At 71.6% G+C, this 20602-nt stretch carries 18 protein-coding genes; all 18 read right to left on the bottom strand.

Going from position 1 to position 20602, the window contains the following annotated elements; genetic code table 11:
• Positions 1-102 precede the first annotated feature (102 nt).
• The 18 genes from BKD30_RS09090 to mraZ all read right to left on the bottom strand — a co-directional run bounded on the left by BKD30_RS09090 (position 103) and on the right by mraZ (position 20409).
• Positions 103-819: a DivIVA domain-containing protein gene (locus tag BKD30_RS09090; RefSeq protein ID WP_076704132.1), complete on the bottom strand. Its 717-nt coding sequence runs from the start codon at positions 817-819 to the stop codon at positions 103-105.
• 198 nt (positions 820-1017) lie between these two features.
• Positions 1018-1317 (bottom strand): YggT family protein, encoded by a 300-nt coding sequence (locus tag BKD30_RS09085; protein ID WP_076704130.1) that lies wholly within the window; start codon positions 1315-1317, stop codon positions 1018-1020.
• Positions 1318-1404: 87 nt separating this feature from the next.
• A complete protein-coding gene (locus tag BKD30_RS09080; protein ID WP_076704151.1) occupies positions 1405-1908 on the bottom strand; it encodes a cell division protein SepF in 504 nt (167 codons plus the stop codon).
• Between the two features lie 44 nt (positions 1909-1952).
• Complete coding sequence (locus BKD30_RS09075; RefSeq protein WP_218189289.1) at positions 1953-2735, bottom strand: YggS family pyridoxal phosphate enzyme; 783 nt, start codon at positions 2733-2735, stop codon at positions 1953-1955.
• The gene (locus BKD30_RS09070) at positions 2732-3439 is read right to left on the bottom strand and encodes a polyphenol oxidase family protein (protein WP_076704129.1); all 708 of its coding nucleotides are present in this window, start codon (positions 3437-3439) and stop codon (positions 2732-2734) included. Before BKD30_RS09070 ends, BKD30_RS09075 begins: the two co-directional genes overlap by 4 nt.
• A 7-nt stretch (positions 3440-3446) precedes the next feature.
• Positions 3447-4844, bottom strand: coding sequence for a cell division protein FtsZ (gene ftsZ, locus BKD30_RS09065; protein WP_076704127.1), 1398 nt, complete (start codon positions 4842-4844; stop codon positions 3447-3449).
• A 292-nt stretch (positions 4845-5136) separates the two neighbouring features.
• Positions 5137-6015 (bottom strand): cell division protein FtsQ/DivIB, encoded by an 879-nt coding sequence (locus tag BKD30_RS09060; protein WP_076704126.1) that lies wholly within the window; start codon positions 6013-6015, stop codon positions 5137-5139.
• Positions 6008-7432, bottom strand: coding sequence for a UDP-N-acetylmuramate--L-alanine ligase (murC, locus tag BKD30_RS16725; protein ID WP_235861580.1), 1425 nt, complete (start codon positions 7430-7432; stop codon positions 6008-6010). Before murC ends, BKD30_RS09060 begins: the two co-directional genes overlap by 8 nt.
• 77 nt (positions 7433-7509) lie before the next feature.
• On the bottom strand, positions 7510-8643 hold the full coding sequence (murG, locus tag BKD30_RS16720; protein ID WP_076704123.1) for an undecaprenyldiphospho-muramoylpentapeptide beta-N-acetylglucosaminyltransferase: 1134 nt from the start codon (positions 8641-8643) through the stop codon (positions 7510-7512).
• Positions 8643-9971: a putative lipid II flippase FtsW gene (ftsW, locus tag BKD30_RS09045; RefSeq protein WP_076704121.1), complete on the bottom strand. Its 1329-nt coding sequence runs from the start codon at positions 9969-9971 to the stop codon at positions 8643-8645. Before ftsW ends, murG begins: the two co-directional genes overlap by 1 nt.
• A gap of 88 nt (positions 9972-10059) precedes the next feature.
• The gene (gene murD / locus BKD30_RS09040; RefSeq protein ID WP_076704120.1) at positions 10060-11661 is read right to left on the bottom strand and encodes a UDP-N-acetylmuramoyl-L-alanine--D-glutamate ligase; all 1602 of its coding nucleotides are present in this window, start codon (positions 11659-11661) and stop codon (positions 10060-10062) included.
• Positions 11643-12752, bottom strand: coding sequence for a phospho-N-acetylmuramoyl-pentapeptide-transferase (gene mraY / locus BKD30_RS09035; RefSeq protein ID WP_076704118.1), 1110 nt, complete (start codon positions 12750-12752; stop codon positions 11643-11645). Before mraY ends, murD begins: the two co-directional genes overlap by 19 nt.
• Positions 12749-14257, bottom strand: a complete 1509-nt coding sequence (locus BKD30_RS09030) for a UDP-N-acetylmuramoyl-tripeptide--D-alanyl-D-alanine ligase (protein ID WP_076704117.1) — start codon at positions 14255-14257, stop codon at positions 12749-12751. Before BKD30_RS09030 ends, mraY begins: the two co-directional genes overlap by 4 nt.
• Complete coding sequence (locus BKD30_RS09025; RefSeq protein WP_076704115.1) at positions 14254-16059, bottom strand: UDP-N-acetylmuramoyl-L-alanyl-D-glutamate--2,6-diaminopimelate ligase; 1806 nt, start codon at positions 16057-16059, stop codon at positions 14254-14256. Before BKD30_RS09025 ends, BKD30_RS09030 begins: the two co-directional genes overlap by 4 nt.
• A gap of 26 nt (positions 16060-16085) precedes the next feature.
• The gene (locus tag BKD30_RS09020; RefSeq protein WP_076704114.1) at positions 16086-17822 is read right to left on the bottom strand and encodes a peptidoglycan D,D-transpeptidase FtsI family protein; all 1737 of its coding nucleotides are present in this window, start codon (positions 17820-17822) and stop codon (positions 16086-16088) included.
• Positions 17823-18024: 202 nt separating this feature from the next.
• Entirely contained in the window at positions 18025-18621 is a 597-nt protein-coding gene (locus BKD30_RS09015; RefSeq protein ID WP_076704112.1) for a hypothetical protein, read from the bottom strand.
• Positions 18618-19664, bottom strand: a complete 1047-nt coding sequence (gene rsmH / locus BKD30_RS09010; protein ID WP_076704111.1) for a 16S rRNA (cytosine(1402)-N(4))-methyltransferase RsmH — start codon at positions 19662-19664, stop codon at positions 18618-18620. The genes BKD30_RS09015 and rsmH overlap by 4 nt, the downstream gene beginning before the upstream one ends.
• Before the next feature lie 313 nt (positions 19665-19977).
• Positions 19978-20409, bottom strand: a complete 432-nt coding sequence (gene mraZ, locus BKD30_RS09005) for a division/cell wall cluster transcriptional repressor MraZ (protein WP_076704109.1) — start codon at positions 20407-20409, stop codon at positions 19978-19980.
• Positions 20410-20602: the final 193 nt, after the last annotated feature.

Raw genomic sequence — 20602 nt, 5'->3', positions numbered from 1 at the left:
CCGCACCGGCCGCGTCGGGCGTAAGCCGGTCGGACGGGGTGAGTCTGGATCGGGTGGCCCGGCGCTGACGTCGACCGCAGCACCGGACCGGAAGAAACCGGGTCAGACGGTGTCGGAGCGTTGTTCGACGGACCCGGTCGACTCCAGATCGCGCAGCTGGGACTCGATGTATTCCTTCAACCGGGAGCGGTAGTCCCGCTCGAAACCGCGTAGCTGCTCGACCTGGTCCTCGAGGGCGGACTTCTGCTTCTCGAGATCGCTGAGGGTGCGGTTGCTCTTCTGCTCGGCATCGTCGATCATCGCCTCCGCCCGGCCCTGGGCCTCCGCGATGATGCTGTCCCGCTGCTCGATGCCGGAGTTGACGTACTCGTCGTGGATCCGCTGCGCCATGGCCAGCAAGCCGGCCGCGTTGTCCGCGGCCGGGGTGGTCGCACCCGTCCCGTCGGCGGCGGAGGTGACCGGAGCCGGGGTGTCGGTGTCCGTGTGGTCTGCCCCCGGGGCCTGGCCGCCCGTCTCGGTGTCCGTCCGGGTATCGACGTCGGTGGCGGCCGACGGCCCCTCCGCGGCGACGGTACCCGTCCCGCTGTCGTCGGTGAGGCTCTCGGAGCCCGTGGTCGGTCGGATGCTGGCATCGGTCTCGCCGGCGGCGCCCTCGGATCGAGCCAGACGCTGACGCAGCTCGTCGTTCTCCTGGTTCAGCCTGCGCAACTCGACGACGACCTCGTCCAGGAAGTCGTCGACCTCGTCCTGGTCGTAGCCCTCGCGGAACTTGGTGGGCTGGAAACGCTTGTTGACAACGTCCTCAGGCGTCAGAGCCATCAGGTCACCTCACTTTGTCGGATTGTCGGATCCCGTGTCGACCGGTCCCCCGCTCGTCCCCGGGAAAGGGGCACACCTACCGGACCGCGGTGGACCCGGCGGCCGTGTTCCCAACTGTACGCGAGCGATCGCGTCCACCGGGGCGCGTCGGACCGTTTCACCCTCCACGTCGTGGGAACGGGAATCGGGGGCACCCGATCAGGAGAACGAGAGAGCGAGGCCGGAGGCGATGCTCATCAGGATGCCCGTGACGAACAACAGGATGAGGAAGCCGAGGTCGAGAGAGACCGCTCCGAGCCGTAACGGCGGGATCGTGCGGCGCAACCACTTCACCGGCGGGTCCGTCACCGTGTAGATCGCGGACGCCAGCACCAGACCCGCGCCCTGGGGCCGCCAGCCTCGAGCGAACATCTGCACCCAGTCGTAGATCAGACGGATGAGGAGGCTGAGCAGGAACAACAACAGGAGCACGTAGATCACTCCGAAAACGAAACTCACCTCAGGCGCACATCCCTCATCGCTCGCGTACCGGTCGCGTGGATTCTACCGGTTCCGTCCGCGGTGGGCCCGATCACGCCCGACCGGTCAGCTCTGATTGAAGAAGCCTGCGGTCGTGTCCTGCGGCTTTTTCTCCTCGCCCAGCACCTGCACGTAGGACGGGGTGAGCAGGAACACCTTGCTGGTGACTCGTTCGATGCTGCCGTGCAGCCCGAAGACGAGGCCGGCAGAGAAGTCGACGAGCCGCTTGGCGTCGGACTCGCCCATGTCGGTGACGTTCATGATGACGGGAATACCGTCGCGGAAGCTCTCGCCGATAACTTTCGCATCGTTGTACGACCGCGGGTGAACCGTGGTGATCTGGTGCAACTCGGTGCTCTCCTCGCGGGCAGACGTCGCCCGCTTGATCGGCGTGACCGGCGCACGGTAGTCGTCGCTGCCGGGAACGGGACGGGCGGACTCCCGTCGCGTCTCACGCTGGGGCTCCGCGTAGGCGGTCTCCTGACGCTGCGCCGGGGCAGGCGCGTCGTAGTCCTCATCGCCGTCGGCAAGCCCGAGGTAGACCATTGCCTTCCGCATCGTCCCGGCCATGAACATCTCCCTTGTGCATCGTGCGTGGGTTACTGCCTAGGACGCTACCCCACGGCCGGGCGCGGTCCGAGAACATCTGATCCGACACGCAGGTGTGTCGTTCCGTGCGCGATCGCGCTCTCCAGGTCCGCGCTCATTCCGGCCGAGATACCGGTGGCGGAGGGGTGCGCCTCGCGCAGGTCCGCCGCGATCTGCGCCAGGCGCGCGAAGGAGGGATCGGGGTCGTCACCCCGGGGTGCGACTGCCATCACCCCGGCAACGGTGAGCCCCTCCGCGGCGGCAATGGCGTCGGCGAGGGGCAGCACCTGGTCCGGTGGCGCGCCGCCGCGGCCGGTGCCCCCGCTCGTACCCGTCATCCCGGCGGATCGGGCACCGCGGTCGACGCCCGGATCGAGGTCGATCTGCACCCAGCAGGCGAGCGGGCCGAGCTCAGCGGGACGGTGATCGAGGACGGCCCGGCCGAGCGCGTGGACCAGCGGCACACGGTCGACCGAGTGCACGCTGCGTGCGTAGCGGACCACCGAGCGCGCCTTGTTGCTCTGCAACTGGCCGATGAAGTGCCAACGCAGGTCGCGGCCCGCCGGGGTGGCCGCTGCAGCGTCCGCCTTGGCGGAAGCCTCCTGGTCCCGGTTCTCGCCCACGTCGCGCACCCCGAGCTCGGCCAGGCGCAGCACGTCCTCGACGGGGAAGAACTTCGTCACCACGATCAGCTGCGGACGGTCGGAGCGACCGGCGTCCGCGGTGGCCCGGTCGATGCGCTCGGCCACGGCGGCGAGCCGGGTCCGCAGCTCCTCGGTGCGCGGATCCGGCTCCGGGGGTGCCGTCACGGCTGGACGCGCCAGACGAGGCCCGCGGTCCGGCCGGTGGCGGGGTCGCGGCGGTAGGAGAAGAGGTTCTCGCTCTCCCGGGTGCAGCCGGGCACGACCGTGACGTCGACCCCGGCGGTGCGCAACTGCCGGTGGAGGCCGGCGCGGAGATCGAGTCCCGGGGTGCCCGCACGCGTGGTCGATGCCGAGCCGGGCAGCACGGCCTCGACCTCCGCCTGCATGTCCACGGGCACCTCGTAACACGCGCCGCAGATCGCGGGGCCCAGCCAGGCGCGGACCTGTTCGCCACCCTCGGCCTGTAGAGCCCGCACGGTCGCGGTGGCGATGCCGCCGGCGGCGCCGCGTCGGCCGGCGTGGGCCACCGCGGCCGCCGTCGAACCGTCCGACCGTTCGGCGACCAGGAGGATCGGCACACAGTCGGCGACGAGGACGGCCAGCGCACTGGTGCCCGCACCGTCGACCAGCGCGTCCGCCACCGGCACGCCCGGCGCCTCGGCGGGACCGATCCGGTGCACCGCCGTCCCGTGTACTTGGTGCATGAAGCGCAGCGACCCGTGGGGCACTCCCATCGCCGCGAGCAGAGCGGCACGATTCCTGGCCACCTCGGCGGGATCGCCGCCGAGGCGGCTGGCCAGGTTCCCGGCCCCTGTGTCGGTGAAGCCGACCCAGATGCCGGCCGCGACCTGCTCCCGGTGGTGGAACATCGGCTGCCTACTTCAGGAAGTCCGGCACGTCCAGGTCGTCGTCGCGGCGCGCGGCCTGACCGGAGCCGGGCTCGACGACGGCCGGCAACTCCTCGTAGCCGGTGTTCCGCGAGCCGGAGGAACGGTCCGCCTCGGTGCCCTGCTCCCAGCCGGACTCCGACGCACGGACGCCCTCGGGGGCGTAGGCGGGGACGGGCTCCTGAGTACCATGACGATATCCACTTCCGGCGCCGTTCTGGCTGAACCCACCTTGGCCGTGGCCGTTCTGCCCGTGCGGAGCCGCCGGGGCGGGCCGCTCCGGCGCTGCCGGGCGGGAGGCGGGCCGGGACGGAGCGGGCCGGCTCGGGACGGAGGACCGGCCCTGACCGGCGGGGCCACCCTGCCCGGCGGAACGTGACGGGGCGGACCCCGTCTGAGCAGCGGCGTAGGCCGGCGTGGCGGGCCGCTCGTCGTCGGAGTCGGTGGTGTCGAAGCCGGCGGCGATCACGGTGACGCGCGCCTCGTCGCCGAGGGCGTCGTCGATGACCGCACCGAAGATGATGTTGGCCTCGGGGTGCGCGACTTCCTGGACCAGGCGGGCCGCTTCGTTGATCTCGAACAGGCCGAGGTCGGAGCCGCCCTGGATGGAGAGCAGGACGCCGTAGGCCCCGTCGATGGAGGCCTCCAGCAGGGGCGAGGCGATGGCCAGCTCCGCGGCCTTGACCGCGCGATCCTCGCCGCGAGCCGAGCCGATGCCCATCAGGGCCGAGCCGGCTCCCTGCATGACCGACTTGACGTCGGCGAAGTCGAGGTTGATCAGGCCGGGGGTGGTGATCAGGTCGGTGATGCCCTGGACACCGGAGAGCAGCACCTGGTCGGCGGAGCGGAACGCGTCGAGCATGGAGACGTTGCGGTCACTGATGGAGAGCAGCCGGTCGTTGGGGATCACGATCAGCGTGTCGACCTCGTCGCGCAGCGTGTCGATGCCGGACTCGGCCTGATTCGACCGGCGCCGGCCCTCGAAGGTGAACGGCCGGGTCACGACGCCGATGGTCAGGGCGCCGAGGCCGCGGGCGATGCGCGCGACCACCGGCGCGCCGCCGGTGCCGGTGCCGCCGCCCTCGCCAGCGGTGACGAAGACCATGTCGGCGCCCTTGAGCACCTCCTCGATCTCCTCGGCGTGATCCTCCGCCGCTTTGCGGCCCACCTCGGGATCCGCACCGGCACCGAGACCGCGGGTCAGCTCACGCCCGACGTCGAGCTTGACGTCGGCGTCGCTCATCAGCAGGGCCTGCGCGTCGGTGTTGATCGCGATGAATTCGACACCACGCAATCCGACCTCGATCATACGGTTGACGGCATTGACGCCGCCGCCGCCGATCCCGACGACCTTGATGACGGCCAGGTAGTTCTGAGGTGCTGCCACGTTCTCGATCCCTTGTTCGTTCGTTCCTCGCCGTACCGGACCGTGGGTCCGATGCCTGGCCTTGCGGTGGTGTCCCTCACCGGTGCGTGAGGGGCCCGGAGTGCCCGGGGGCCACGACCGCGCCTCCATGCTCGCACGGGGTTCGAGTGCGACACGAAGCCGAAGTCCGCGACCTTAACCCTCAGCTTGAAGGTTAGAGTTATGTCAAGTTCGACGTCGTGAAGAACGCTAGGCGGTCGGCTCGCCGGGAGCAAACACGGTCCCCGGCGTGTCTTCGGATGGCCCCGTCGGGTCAGCGGGTGACGGGGCGGGACGGTGTGCTGACGTCGTAGGTCTGTACCGCCGGGGTGCCCGGGTTCTGCGGCCGCGCGATCAAGGCGGCCAGCACCTTCGCCTTGAGCTCCCGCTGCGACGAGTTGCCCCAGACGACCTTCTTGCCGTCCTGCAGGGTCAGTTCCACCGAGTCGACCGAGGTCGCCGAGGCGTGCTCCATCTTGGCCAGGACGTCGGCGGGCAGGGCGGCGAGCACGGCGGTGATGGCGCGGAACACGTCCTTGCCGATGACCGCGGTGCCGCCGTCGATGATCGGCAGGGACACGGTGGAGCGGTCGGTGGCGGTGGCCAGCTGGGTGCCGTTCTGATCGATCAGCAGATACCGGTCCTGCTCCTTCAGGACCGCGACCGGAACCCGTTCGTGCACGGTGACGGCGAGGGTCGACGGCGGCCGCGCCTCGACGGACACGTCCTCGACGGCGGGCATCGACGCGAGCCGGTTCCGCACCTCGTCGCGGGTGATCTGCGGCAGCGGGATGCCCTGGAGCGAGGAGAGCGCGTCGGTGACCGCCCGGGTGCCGGTCAGCCGGTTCCCGGTGACGCTGACCTGGCGCAGGGCGAGCACCGGGGAGAAGACCAGCACCGCGATCAGCGCGGCGACCGCGGCGAGGGTGACGGCGGCGCCGATCGCCCAGCCGCGGCGTCGACGACGGCGGTCGGCGCCCGGGAAGTCGAGCACCGTCGAGTCACCCGTCCCGGGAGTGCCCGCGAGCAGCGCGGCGCTGCTGGGCGGTTCCGGTTCGAGCAGACTGACCCTGCCGGTCGAGCCGACCCGGATCTCGGAGCGGTAGGCACCCGTGGCCGCCCGCTCCTTCTCCCGCGCGGTTCGTTCACTCATCGTCGGCCTCCGGGTCGTTCGTGGGTGCGTTGGGGGCCGGTGCGGTCCCGGTCGGAGTGGACGCGGTGACGGCCGCGAGCGCGGTCACCAGGCGCGGGCCGAGGGCGGTGACGTCGCCGGCACCGACGGTCAGGAGCAGATCGCCCGCCCGGGCGGCGGCCGCCGCGTCGAGCACGGCATGCTCGGGGTCGGGGACGAGCGCGACGGCGGCGTCCGGTGCGAACCGGTCCGTGATGAGTGCGCTGGACACCCCGGCCTCGGGTTCCTCGCGGGCCGGGTAGATGTCCAGCACGGTGACGCGGTCGGCGGCGGCCAGCGCCGCCGCGAACTCGGCGGCGAAGATCCGGGTGCGGGAGAAGAGGTGCGGCTGGAAGATCACGTGCACGGCGCCTGCCCCGGCCACCGAGCGGGCGGCGGCCAGGGCGGCGGCCACCTCGGTGGGGTGGTGCGCGTAGTCGTCGTAGACCCGGATCGTCCCGTCCGGAGAGGCGCCCTTGTACTCGAATCGGCGGCCGGCACCGGTGAAGGTGCCCAGCGCCGCACTCCCCTCCCCCGCGCCGACGCCGAGCGCGACCCCGACGAGCAGGGCCGCGACGGCGTTGCGCACGTTGTGCTCCCCGGGCACGCGCAGCACGAGGTCCGCCCGCTCTCCGCCGGGCAGGGCGAGCCGGCTGCGGCTGCCCGCACCCGCGGGCACGATGTCCTCGATCACGGCGTCGTGGCCGGGGTCCTCCGCCGGGCTGGTGCCGTACGTCAGCACGGTGGGGCCGCCGGCCCGGGACCGGGCCAGGGCGGCCAGGTCGGCGGACCCGGCGTCGTCCCGGCACGCGATCAGGGTATCCTCGGGCCCGAGCAGGGCGGTGAAGTCCGCGAAGGCGGCGTGCACCGCCTCCGGGGTGCCGTAGTGGTCGAGGTGGTCCGGCTCGATGTTGGTGACCACGGCGACGCGCGGCTGATAGTTCAGGAACGACCCGTCGGACTCGTCGGCCTCGGCGACGAACACGCCGCCGTCGCCGTGCGCGGCATTCACCCCGAGCGCGGAGACGTCACCGCCGATGGCGAAAGACGGATCGCGGCCCGTCTCGCGCAGCAGGACCGTGGTCATCGCCGTGGTGGTGGTCTTACCGTGCGTCCCGGCCACGGCGACGACGTCGGTACCCGTCATGGCCGCGGCCAGCGCCTCGGACCGGTGCAGCACGGTGAGCCCGGCGGCCCGCGCCGCGGCGAGCTCGGGGTTGGTCGGGCGGATCGCGGTGGAGACGACGACCGTGTCGGCGCCGGCGACGTGTGCGGCGTCGTGCCCCAGGTGCACGGTCGCGCCCAGGTCGCGCAGCGCCGTGACGACGGCGGATTCGCGGGCGTCGGAGCCGCTGACCGGTACGCCGCGGGCCAACAGGATCCGGGCGACGGCGGACATACCGGCTCCCCCGATACCGATCAGGTGCACCCGGCCCAGCCGGGCCAGCGCGTCCGGCCGGCTGCTCGTCGCTTCGCTCACCGGGCGCCCCCGGACGCACCGGCCGGACCCTCGACGTGTTGGTCGGCGGCGGCGAGGACGAGCCGGGCCATGGTGCGGTCGGCGTCGCGGATCCCGCGGTCGGCAGCGGCGGCGGCCATGCCGGCGAGCCGCGCGTCGTCGTGCAGCAGGGTCGGCACCCGGGCGCCGATCCAGTCGGCCGTGAACTCGTGGTCGCGCACGAGCAGGGCGGCGCCGGCGTCGACGAGGACCCGGGCGTTGAGCGCCTGCTCGCCGTTGCCGTGGGGCAGGGGGACGAAGACGGCGGGCAGGCCGACGGCGGCGACCTCGCTGACGGTGCCGGCGCCGGCGCGGGCGACGAGCAGGTCCGCCGCGGCGTACAGGTCCGCCATGCCGTCGACGTACTCGATCTGGGTGTAGTGCGGCCCGGTCAGGGCGACGCCGGGGGCGGACTCGATCTGCTTGCCGCGGCCGGTCACGTGCAGCACCGTCACCCCGGCCGCGGCCAGCGCGGGCAACGCACCGACCAGGGCCCGGTTCAGGGACGCGGCGCCGGAGGACCCGCCGGTGACGGCGAGCAGCCGCGCGTCCGGGGCGATGCCGAACCGGGCGCGGGCGGCGGTCCGGGCGGCGGTCCGGTCCAGGCCCGCGATGGTGGCGCTCATCGGCATGCCGACGAGCCGGGCGTGCGGGAGCCTGGTCCGCGCGAACGCGGTACCGACCGCGGTGGCGAACCGGGCTCCGACCCGATTGGCCAGGCCGGCCGTCACGTTGGCCTCGTGGATGACGATGGGCACGCCGCGGCGGCGGGCCGCGAGGTAGAGCGGGGTGCACACGTACCCGCCGACACCGAGGACGGCGTCGGCGGCCGCCGTGTCGAGGATCTGCCCGGCCTGCCGTACCGCCCGGGCCAACCGGACGGGCAACCGAGCCAGGTCGCCAGACAGCGTCCGTGGCAGCGGCACCCGGTCGATGGTGGCCAGTCGGTGCCCGGCGGCGGGGACGAGCCGGGTCTCCATGCCGGCTGCCGTGCCGACGGCGAGCAGCTCCGCCTCCGGGCGGGCAGCACGGATGGCGTCGGCGATGGCCAGCAGGGGTGACACGTGCCCGGCGGTGCCGCCGCCGCCCAGCACGATGCTCGGTGGACGCATCAGCCGCGGCCCCGTCCGGTGGCACGGGCATCGGTTCCCCGGTCCAACCCGTTCAGCAGTGGCACCCGGCCCACCCCGGAACCGGTGGGCCCACCGCGCCGGGCCGTCGGGCGGGTGCGGGCGAAGGAGAGCACGACGCCGATACCGCACAGCACCACCAGCAACGACGAGCCACCGTAGGAGATGAACGGCAGGGGCACCCCGATCACCGGCAGCAGGCCCGTGACCATGGCGATGTTCACAAACGCCTGGCCGATGATCCAGGTGAGGATGGCGCCGGAGGTGATCCGGACGAACGGGTCGGTGTGCCGCATGATCACGCGCAGGATGGCGATCGCGAGGATGCCGAACAGGCAGACCACGACGAGGGTGCCGACCAGGCCGAGTTCCTCCCCGATGATGGAGAAGATGAAGTCGTTGTGGGCTTCCGGGATGTAGTACCACTTCTGCCGGCTCTGGCCGAGCCCCAGGCCCCACCAGCCACCCGAGGCGAGCGCCCCCAGACCGGCGTTGGCCTGGTCGTTGACGCCGACACACTGGCCGGCACCGAGCCAGCCCGTGATGCGACACATCCGGTTCCCGCTGCCCAGGGCCATCGCGACGGCGCCGGCCGCGGCGAGCACGCCGGCGACGACGAAGAGCCGCTTCGGTACGCCCGCGAAGAAGAGGATCGCCATCACGATCATCACCAGCAGCAGCGAGGTGCCGAGGTCGCGCTGCAGCACGACCAACCCGATAATCAGCGCCGCGACGGGAAGCACGGGGATCAGGGCATGGTGCAGTTGCCGGAGCAGCGCACCCTTGCGGGCGAGGATCAGCGACATCCAGAGGCAGAGTGCGAACTTGGCGGCCTCGGACGGCTGCCCGGTCAGGCCACCGAACCGCAGCCAGCTGCGGTTCCCGTTGACCTCGTAGCCCAGCGGGGTGAACACCGCCAGCAGCAGCAATATCGCCAACCCGACGGCCGGCCAGGCGAGCCCTTTCAACGCCGGGACGGGCAGTCGACTGAGCACGAACATGCCGATCAGGCCGAGGATGCCGAACATGCCCTGTTTGAGGAACAGGGCGTACGAGGAGCCTTCCTGGGCGATGGCCTCGACCGCGGACGAGGAGAGCACCATCAGCAGACCGACGGCGGTCAGGGCGATGGTCGAGCCGAGGATCAGGTAGTAGCTGGAGTTGCCGGAGCGCTGGTCGCGGTCCTCGATGCGCGCCCAGACGCCGGCGATCAGCCGGAAGAACGTGGACCGGGGCACCCGCGGGGGTGCGGGCCGGACGGGGCTCGCCCCCACGCGGGGGGCCTGCGGCCGCGGGGGCGTGATGACCACGGGCTGATCTCCTGTCTGCGGGCGGGTCTGGTGCCGTGCCGGTACGTCGAGCGAGCGACCGGCACCGACCTCGCGACCGGCGAGTGCGTCAGCCGGCGTCGCCTGTCGTACCGCCGGCCGTGCCGTCGTCGTCGGCGAATCGCCGCACCGCCGTGATGAAGGCGTCACCACGCTCGGCGTACGAGACGAACTGGTCCATCGAGGCGGCCGCCGGCGCCATCAGCACGGTGTCCCCGTCGGTCGCCACCGCGGCGGCGGCCGACACGGCCCGTGTCATGATGCCGGTTCCGCCATCGGTCCCGGCGGACTGCCCGAGTCCAGTCTCGCCCGCACCGGGCTCGATGACCGGCACATCGGGGGCGTGTCGCGCCAGCGCGGCGCGCAGGTCGGCGCTGTCCACGCCGATCAGCACGACGGCGCGCAAACGGTCGCGGTGCCGGGTGACGAGCTCGTCGTAGGCGACGCCCTTGGACAGGCCACCGGCGATCCAGACCACCGGCCGGAACGAGGCCAGCGAGGCGTCGGCGGCGTGCGGGTTGGTGGCCTTCGAATCGTTCACCCACAGCACGCCGTCCAAGGTGGCGACGGGCTGGATCCGGTGGGCGCCGGGATGGTACGCGCGCAGGCCGTCCCGCACGGCGACGGGTTCGACGCCCGCGGCGCGCGCCAGGGCGGCGGCGGCGAGGGCGTTGGCGACCTGGTGGCGCGGCACCAGGTCGCCGATGTCGGAGACGTGAGCGAGTTCGGCGGCGCTGGTGCGGCGCTCGGCGACGAAGGCGCGGTCCACCAGCAGCCCGTCGACGACGCCGACCATGCTCAGGGCGGGAGCACCGGTGGTGAAACCGATCGCGCGAGCGCCGTCGACCACGTCGGCGTCCTCGACCATCCGCTCGGTCTCGATCTGCTCGGCGTTGTAGACGCAGGCGACCCGGGTGCGGGCGTAGACCTTCGCCTTCGCGGCCCGGTACTGCGCGTAGGAGCCGTGCCAGTCGACATGGTCCTCGGCGATGTTCAGGCAGACGCTGGCGAGCGGGGAGAGGCTGTGGCTGTAGTGCAGCTGGAAACTGGACAGCTCGACGGCGAGCACGTCGTACTCGACCGGGTCCCGCAGCGCGTCCAGGATGGGGGTGCCGACGTTGCCGACGGCGACGGCCTTCAACCCGGCCGCCTGCAGGATCGCCTCGGTCATCCCCACCGTGGTGGTCTTGCCGTTCGTGCCGGTGATGGCCAGCCATGCGGGCGTGGTCCGGCCGGCACGCTCGGTCACGCGCCACGCCAGCTCGGTGTCCCCCCACACGGGTACGCCCGCGGCCTCGGCGGCCCGCAGCAGCGGGGCGGTGGGCCGCCAGCCCGGGGACACGACGACGAGCTCGGGCGCGGCGTCATCGATCCGGGGCAGGGTCCCGGCGGTGTCGGGACCGAGCAGGACATCGCGCGCACCGACGATGCGCAGCGTGTCCGCGGCCTGCCGGCTGGCGGCGGTGTCCGCCGCGTCGACGACGACGACGGCGGCGCCGAGTTCGATCAGGGTGTCGGCGGCAGCGAACCCGGCCGTGCCGATCCCCGCGACGACGACGCGCAACCCGGCCCAGTCGGCGTCCCAGCTCCGCAGTGCCCGTGTGCGCGGAGAATCGGTCCGGGGCGAAGTCGCGTCCGTGTCGTCGGGCCCGCTCACGCCAGGGCCACCCATTCGGCGTAGAAGATGCCGACGGCCACGGCGACACCGAGCCCGCAGATGATCCAGAACCGGACCACGACGGTCACCTCGGCCCAGCCCTTCAGCTCGAAGTGGTGCTGTAGTGGCGCCATCTTGAACAGCCGTCGCCCGCGCGTGAGCTTGAAGAATCCGACCTGCAGGATGACGGACAGGGAGATGATGACGAACAGGCCGGCGAGGACGATCAACAGCAGCTCGGTGCGGGAGAGGATGGCGAACGCGGCGACCGCGCCGCCCAGGGCGAGCGAGCCGGTGTCGCCCATGAAGATCTTCGCCGGGGAGGTGTTCCACCACAGGAAGCCGACCAGGGCGCCGATCAGCGCGGCCGCGAGCATCGCCAGGTCGATCGGGTCCCGCACCGAGTAGCAGGCTCCCGCCTGAGCGATCCGCGGGGACGCGCAGTTCTGGTTGTACTGCCAGAACCCCATGATCAGGTAACCGCTGAACACCATGATCGACGCCCCCGCGGCGAGCCCGTCGAGACCGTCGGTCAGGTTCACGCCGTTGGTGGTCGCGGTGACGATCAGGTTGGCCCAGATCACGAACAGCACGACGCCGAGTGCGGGCCCGGCGAACGCCAGGTCGAGCGGCGTGTCGCGGACGAAGGAGATCGCGGTCGACGCCGGCGTGACGCCGTTGGCGTCGGGAAAGCCCAGCGCCAGCACCGCGAACACGATGCCGATCACGCCCTGCAGGGTCAGTTTGGCCGCGGCGGTCAGACCAAGGCTGCGCTGCCGGGAGATCTTCAGGGCGTCGTCGAGGAACCCGACGCCGCCCATGGCGCACATGAGGAACAGCAGCAGGGCACCGGAAATGGTCGGCCCCTCGGTCCGCGGGTTGAGCAGGAAGACGACGAGGTGGGTGATCAGATAGCTCGCCAGCACCGCGGCGACGACGACGGTGCCGCCCATGGTGGGCGTGCCTCGTTTGGTGTGGTGCGAGGTGGGCCCGTCGTCCCGGATGAACTGGCCGTAGCCGCGGCGCACGAGCAGCCGAATGAACAGCGGCGTGCCGACCAGGGAGAAGAGCAGGGCCAGGCCGCCACTGAGGATGAGGGCGATCACGGTCCGCTGACCTCCGGGGCCGCGGGCGGCTCGGCCGTGTCCTGGCTGCTCATCGGCCCCCATGCTAGCCGATCACCCAGGTGGCGCAGCCCGGCCCCGTTGGACGACTTGACCAGCACGATGTCGCCGGGCCGGAGCTCATCGGCGAGCAGCCGCTCGGCGGCGTCGACGTCGGGCACCCAGCGGGACTCATCCCCCCAGGAGCCCTCCATCACGGCGCCGGTGTGCAGGGCGCGGGCCTCCTCTCCCACGACCACGAGTTGGTTGATGTTCAGCCGCACCGCGGCCCGGCCGATCGCGTCGTGCTCGGCGACGGAGTTCTCCCCCAGCTCCAGCATGGTGCCCAGGACGGCCCAGGTGCGGCGGCCCGAGTCGGCGCCGAGCGCGGCGAGCGTACGCAGGGCGGCCCGCATGGAGTCGGGGTTGGCGTTGTAGGCGTCGTTGATCACGGTCACCCCGTCGAGCCGGTCCGTGCGTTCCATCCGCCAGCGGCTGACGGCACCGCTGGTGGTCAGGACGGCGGCGATGTCGGTGCCGGGTACGCCGGCGGCGTGCGCGAGCGCGGCGGAGGCGAGCAGGTTCCCGACGTGATGGACGCCGATCAGACGACTCCGTACCGGGTGTTCGGTGCCGGGTCCGTTCGGTCCGGGGGGCAGGTGGAGGGTGAAGACCGGGTGCCCGTCGGCGTCGGTGCGCAGGTCGGTCGCGCGCACGGCGGACGCCAGCTCGGGGTGCTCGTCGGCGCGCGGGTCGGCGGTGAACCAGAGCACGCTCGCGCCGGTGCGTGCGGCCATCGACCGGACCCGCTCGTCGTCGTGGTTCAGGACGGCGGTGCCGGTGGCCGGCAGCGCCTCGACCAGTTCGCCCTTGGTCGCGACGATGGTCTCGACGGAGCCGAACTCGCCCAGATGCGCCGTTCCGACCATCAGTACGGCGCCCAGGTCGGGACGGACGAGGTCGGCCAGATAGGCGATGTTGCCTTGCTGGGTCGCCCCCATCTCGATCACCAGGTACCGGGTCCGGGGTCCGGCGGTGAACACGGTCAGGGGGACACCGACCTCGCCGTTGTAGGAGCCGATCGGTCCGACGGTCGGACCCCGGGTGGCCAGCAGGGCGGTGGTCAGATCCTTGGTGGTGGTCTTGCCGGCCGAGCCGGTGATGCCGATGACGGTCAGCGGCCCGGTCGCACGCAGCCGCGCCACGTGGTCAGCGGCCAAGGCGCCCATCGCGAGCACGGCGTCCGGCACCAACACGGCCGGATGCGGCCGGCCGGCGTCGTCGGTGGTCTCCCGCTCGGCCAGGACCAGGCTCGCCCCGGCGGCCAGTGCACCGGGGACGAAGTCGTGCCCGTCGGCCACCGCACCGGGCTTGGCCACGAACAGGGTGCCGGGACCGACCTCGCGGGAGTCGGTGGCGACGGCCGAGACGACCGTGGCGGGATCGGTGCCGGCCGTGAGCGTGCCCCCGGTGATCTCGGCGACCTGCGCTGCCGTGACGTCCATCATGCTGGTGTGTTGCCTTCCTCCTGGTGACGACCGTCCCGGGGCGCTGGATCGGCTTCGTCCACCGGGGCATTCCCACGGTCGCCGACCTGGCGCAGGGCGGCGGCCAACTCCTGCCGGTCGTCCAGCGGCAGGTTCACGCCCTTGACCTCCTGCCAGACCTCGTGGCCGCGGCCGGCCACCAGGATGCTGTCCTGCGGGCGGGCCAGGGCCACCGCCCGGCGGATCGCCTCCGCACGGGGGTGCACTTCCTCGACGACCCGGCTGAACCCTTCGTCATGGACGGCCCGGTGAGCGCCGGCCAGGACGGCAGCCCTGATCCGGGCGGGGTCCTCGTCGTGCGGGTCGTCGTCGGTGACGATGACCACGTCCGCCAGTCGGGCCGCGATCTGGCCCATCAGGGGCCGCTTGGTGGCGTCCCGGTCCCCCGTGGCGCCGAAGACGAGCAGCAGCCGGCCGCCGTCGTCGGGACGGGTCGCCTCCAGCGCGCGGACCAGGGCGTCGGGGTTGTGGGCGAAGTCCACGACGGCGTGCGGCGCCGTGCCGATGACCTGCATCCGGCCGGGCACTTGCGGGGTGAGCACGTCGGGCACCTCGAGCAGGTCCTGGATCGCGGCCGGGTCCATCCCTCCGGCGTGCACCATCAGTACGGCCAGGGCCGCGTTGGCCACGTTGAACCGGCCGGGCAGCCCGGTCCGGGCATGCAACCGGACGCCGGCGGGTCCGACCAGGGTGAAGCGGTGGCCGAGTCCGTCCCGCGTCAGGTCGGTGACGTGCCAGAGGGCACCGGGAAGATCGACAGCGCGCAGGTCGGGGCCCGATGCGGCGTCCATGCCCGGTGCCCCGTCCTCGGGCCCGCCCACGAGCAGGCAGGTCACCGCGTCGGCGCCGAGCCGGTCCGCGGCGTGGTGGGCCATCGCCCGACCCCAGTGGTCGTCGGCGAGCACGACCGCGCGTCGGCAGTGTTCGGGAGTGAACAGCTGCGCCTTCGCGGCGAAGTACTCGGACATGCTGCCGTGCAGGTCGAGGTGGTCCTGCGTCAGGTTCGTGAAGCCCGCGACGTCGAACCGGATCCCGTCCACCCGGTGGTAGGACAGCGCGTGCGAGGAGACCTCCATGGCTGCCGCGTTCACTCCGTGCTCCCGCATCAGGGCCAGCAGCGCATGCACCTGCGGCGCCTCCGGCGTGGTGAGCACCGACGGGACGGCCGTGCCCCCCGCCAGGATCTCGATGGTCCCGATCAGGCCCGTCCTCGCGCCGGCGGCACCGAGCAGCCCGTTGATCAGGTAGGTCGTGGTGGTCTTCCCGTTCGTGCCGGTGACCGCGTACAGCGCCAGTTCCTCGTCCGTCGCGGCCGGACCGAAGACGCGGTGTGAGAGCGCACCGACCACCGCACGCGGGCGCGGGTGGACCAGGACGGGGACGGTGACGCCGGAGCGAGCAGCCAGGGCGGCGCCGTCCGGATCGGTGAGCACGGCGACGGCGCCGGCGTCGACCGCGTCCGCGATGAACTGCCCGCCGTGCCGGTGCGTGCCGGGCAACGCCGCGTAGAGGTCCCCGGGCAGCGTCTGCGACGTGTTCAGACTCACTCCGGTGACGGCCGGGTCGGCGCGTCCCGCGGAACCGGGAACGGCCTCCGCGTCGATCAGGGCACGCAACTCCGACAGGGGTACGGCACGCGGGTGGGCGGGCCGGAGCGCAGCCGCACCGGCCGGCGGCGCCGTGGAGGTCGAGGCACCACCAGGGGAACGGTCGGGCGTGCCCCCGGGGGCAGCCTCGTCCGAGGCGGAATGATAAGCAGGCATCCTGTTCACCGTAGCGCGTTCTTCGCTCAGTAGGAGAGCGGGAGGCGAGGCGGATTGCCCGTCGACGGAGGGACCTGGTAGGTGTTCAGCACCTGGCTCATGATCGTCTTGAACACCGGTGCGGTGGAGATGCCGTAGATGTTGCCCTGCGGTTTCTGCAGGACGATGCCGACGACGTACTGCGGGTTGTCCATCGGCGCTATCCCGACGAAGGACGCGGTGAAGCCGTCGAACCCGCCGTTGGGGCCGGGGTTCTCGGAGGTACCGGTCTTGCCTCCGATCCGGTAGCCCTCCATCTGGGCGTCCTTGGCCCCACCGTCGGTGATCACGCCCTCGAGGATCTGCTGTACCTGGCGGGCGGTGTCCTGCGTGACCACGCGGGTGCCGGGGGCGATCGGCACCTTGCGCTCCGTGCCGTCCGGTTCGATGTAGGCATCGATCAGCCGCGGCTGCAGTCGGATGCCGTTGTTCGCGATGGTCTGGAAGGCCATCGCCGTGTGCACCGGCGTCTGCGAGACGCCCTGACCGAACAGCACCGTGTACTGTTGCCGGCCGTCCCACTGGTCCGGTGGCGCGAGGATGCCCTGGCTGGTGCCGGGCAGGGGCAGGTTCAGGGGCTGCCCGATGCCGAAGCGGCGCAGATAGTCGTAGCGCTGTTCCCGCGAGAGCTGCGAGCCGGCCATCACCGTACCGGTGTTCATGGACCAGCCGAGAATGCCGGCCAGGGTCCGCCGCTCGTAACCGTGCTCGAACGAGTCGGAGAACGTCTGACCGTCGATGGTGTAGGTCGGCGGCAGCAGGTACTGCGAGAGCGGAGTGGCCTTCTTCTCCTCGATCAATCCGGACGCGGTGATCATCTTGGTGGTGGAGCCGGGCTCGTAGGCGGCCTCGACGGCGAGCGAACCGCGTCGGTCCGCCGGGGTGGCACCCGGGTTGTTCGGGTCCACGGTGGTCGAGTCCGCGACGGCGATCAGGTTGCCGGTGCTGACTTCCACGACGACGGCCGTGCCCCATTCCGCCTTGGTCGCAGCCACCTGGTTGGCGATGGCTTGCTGCGCGACCCACTGGATGTCCTGGTTGATCGTCAACCGCACCGTGTCGCCGTTCCGCGCGGGAACGTCGTTGGCGGTGGCGTTGGGGATGCGGACGCCGTTGGCGCCGATCTCGAACTTGCGCTCACCGTCGGTGCCGGTCAGCTGCTTGTCCTGGGTCAGCTCCAGGCCCGCGAGGGCACGGTTGTCGGAGCTCATGAAGCCCACGAGGCCACCGGCGACGGCACCCGAGGGGTAGACGCGCTGGGAGTTGGTCTCGGTGTAGACGGCCGGATTGCCCAGGTCGAGTACCTTGGTCCGCACCTCCGGGCTGACCTTGCGGGCGACGTAATTGAAGCGCTTGTCTCCGGTGACGGCGGTCCGCACCTTCGCGCGGTCCATGCTCAGCGCGGCGGCGAGTTCAGTGATGGCGTCATCCCGGGTCACCCGGACCTTCGCGCCGTTGTCCCCGGCCGCGCGGTCGTAGTCCTGGAACAGGGTCTGGTCCACCGTGATGTTGAAGCTCTGCACGCTCTTGGCCAGGACGTTGCCGTTGGCGTCGACGATCTCTCCGCGCGTGGCGGGCATTTCGATCACCCGGGTGCGATTGGCGGTGACGGCCTGCGCCAGTCCGGACGGGTCCAGGCCCTGCACCCAGAACAGCCTCCCGCCGAGCAACACGAGCAACGTCAGCAGCATGACCAGCCCGATCCGCAGCCGTCGGCCGATCACCGCCTGAGTCGCCGCTCCGTCGCGAGTCCGTCCAGGTGTCGTCTTCCTGCCTGTTGCCACGCTCGTCCCATCGTTGCGGACCGGCGCTCACGGATGACTGGCCGTGTGCCGTTCCTCTGTCGTTCTCTGTGCTGCCACGCCGGTCGAGTCGGCGACCGGTCCCTGCCCCTCGCCGGCCGCAAGGTGTCGCGGGTATGGCGGGTCAGCGGCCCTTCTGCTGCGGCGCCTCGATGGTGCCGCCGTACAGATCGACCGGTCGGGGCCGGACCGGATCCTTCGTGCCGGACGACTTCACGCCCTTCTTCCCATCATCGACCCTGGCGTCCGTTGTCGCCGGTGACGGCGCGCCGGGGACCGCCGGAGCGGGAATCTGCACCTTGGGTGCGTCCTTCTTCACGGCGGCGGTCGGGTTGCCGGAGACGCTGAGCCGGTCGAGGTTGATGTACCCGGGCGCGGGCGCCGGCACCATGCCCGCCTTCGCCGCCTTCGCGGCCAGGTTCTGCGGTGCCACGTTGTTCTCCACCTGGGCCGTGAGCGCCTGGTTCTGCTCGGTCAGCGCGGTCTGCTCGTTACGCAGTTCGATCAGCGTGTACTGTCCCCCGGACATGGTGACGTTCAGGACCAGGACCGCTACCAGCGCGGACGCCAGGACGAGGAAGCAGAACACCACGAACGGGGTACGCCGACGGCTGGGTCCGGCAGGGACGACCGAAAGGGCGGTGCGGCGTCGAGGTTCCGTCCGCGCCGGTCGTGCCTCGGGCGCCGCGGGTGCGTCGGGCTGGCTGGTGACGGCACTCATGCGCCGCTCCTGTCTGTGCGGCGGTCTGTGTGGCGGTCCGTGTGGCGGCCTGTGTGGCGGTCTGCGTGGCGGGCGGCCGGGCGTTCGGCGATGCGTTCGGCGGCGCGAAGCCGAGCCGAGGCGGCGCGGGGGTTGGCGGCGACCTCCTGCTCGGACGGGGTCTCGGTGCCCTTGGTGAGCAGGCGAAAGTGGGGCTGGTGCTCGGGCAGTTCCACCGGGAACCCGCGCGGCGCACTGGAACGCGACGCTGCCGCCAGTTCCCGCTTGGCGATCCCATCCTCGAGCGAGTGGTAGGAGAGGACCACGATCCGCCCGTGCAGATCGAGCGCACCGAGAGCGGCGGGGATGGCCCGCTCCAGCACGTCGAGTTCGTCGTTGACCGCGATCCGCAGCGCCTGGAAGGTTCGCTTGGCGGGGTGACCGCCGGTCCGGGCGGCGGCCGCGGGCACAGCCGAGCGGATCACCTCCACCAGCTGCCCGGTGGTCGCGAGCTCACCCACGGTACGGGCAGCGACGATGGCGCGGGCGATCCGCCCCGCGAACTTCTCCTCGCCCCAGCGGCGGATGATCCGCACGAGGTCGGCCTCGTCCGCGGTGTTGACCAGCTCGCGAGCGGTGATGCCGGAGGTGGTGTCCATCCGCATGTCCAGCGGCGCGTCGTGTGCGTAGGCGAAGCCCCGTTCGGTCTCGTCCAACTGCAGGGAGGAGACACCGAGATCGTAGAGCACCCCGTCGAGGTGATCGACGCCGGCCCGCGCCAGGACGGCAGGAACCTCGTCGTAGACGGCTTTGATCAGCGTGACCCGCCCACCGAAACGGGCGAGCCGTTCACCGGCCAGCCCGAGGGCCTGCGGATCCCGGTCGACGCCGACCAGGTGCAGGTGCGGGAACCGGGAGAGCATCGCTTCGCTGTGACCGCCCATGCCCAGGGTCGCGTCGAGCGCCACCGCACCCGCGTGCGCCAGGGCGGGGGCCAGGAGGTCGAGAGTACGGCTCAGCAGTACGGGTGTGTGCCGCATCGACGCCGGCGTCTGCCCGGTCATTCCACCTCGCCCCACCTCGTGCCGCGCACCATCCCTGCGGCCGGGATGCCGTGCCGCGGCCGTGTCGAACCAGCTCCGCGAGCGGGGAAGGTCCGACGTCGTCATGTCCTGATCAAGAATCGCATCCTGCGGGACCAAGAACCGGGACGCACGCGCGCGACGCGCCGGGATGTCGGTGCAGCCGGATCCCCATCCGCGCCTGCCCTTGCCTGCCTGACTCCGGGGAAGGTGAGTCAGGTCGGTCGGACGGGCGGCTGGAGATCCCACCACAGCGCTCCCGGCGCGTTGCATGGTCCCGGTGGTCATCGCGGCCTCAGAGGATGCCCGGCAGGGCGTCCTCGTCGGTCTCGGAGAAGGCGTTCTCCTTCTCCGTCAAGTACTCGCCCCACGCCTGGGCGTCCCAGATCTCGGCACGGGTCCCTGCCCCGATGACGGCCAGTTCCCGGTCCAGCCCCGCGTAGTCACGCAGCGCCACAGGGATGGTCACCCTCCCCTGCTTGTCCGGCACCTCGTCGGAGGCGCCGGAGAGAAAGACCCGGATGTAGTCCCGGACCTGGCGCGACGAGATGGGAGCTTGTCGCATCTGGTCGTGGACCCGTTCGAACTCCTTCTGGCTGAACACGTAGAGGCACCGTTCCTGCCCTCGGGTGAGTACCAGCCCCTCCGCCAGTTCCTCGCGGAACTTGGCCGGCAGGATGAGGCGGCCCTTCTCGTCGAGACGGGGTGAATGCGTTCCCAGGAACACCTCACACCCCCAAGCGTGCCTCCACGATCCTCTACTGCCCTCCACTTTACTCCACACTTCACCACTGTCAACGCCGGCGGTGCTCCACTGTCAGCCCGCTTGGCCGTTTACGGGCGTCATCGACCGGAACATGCCCCGCCGGTGATTCGCCACAGACCCCGTCCCTTTGCCCAGCCGAGACGCGGACACGCCG

This window comes from Tersicoccus phoenicis (genome assembly GCF_001968835.1).
GTDB classification, from domain to species: Bacteria; Actinomycetota; Actinomycetes; order Actinomycetales; family Micrococcaceae; genus Tersicoccus; species Tersicoccus phoenicis.
The sequence above is the reverse complement of the archived record's forward strand: the minus strand, read 5'-3'. Positions and strand labels throughout refer to the sequence as shown.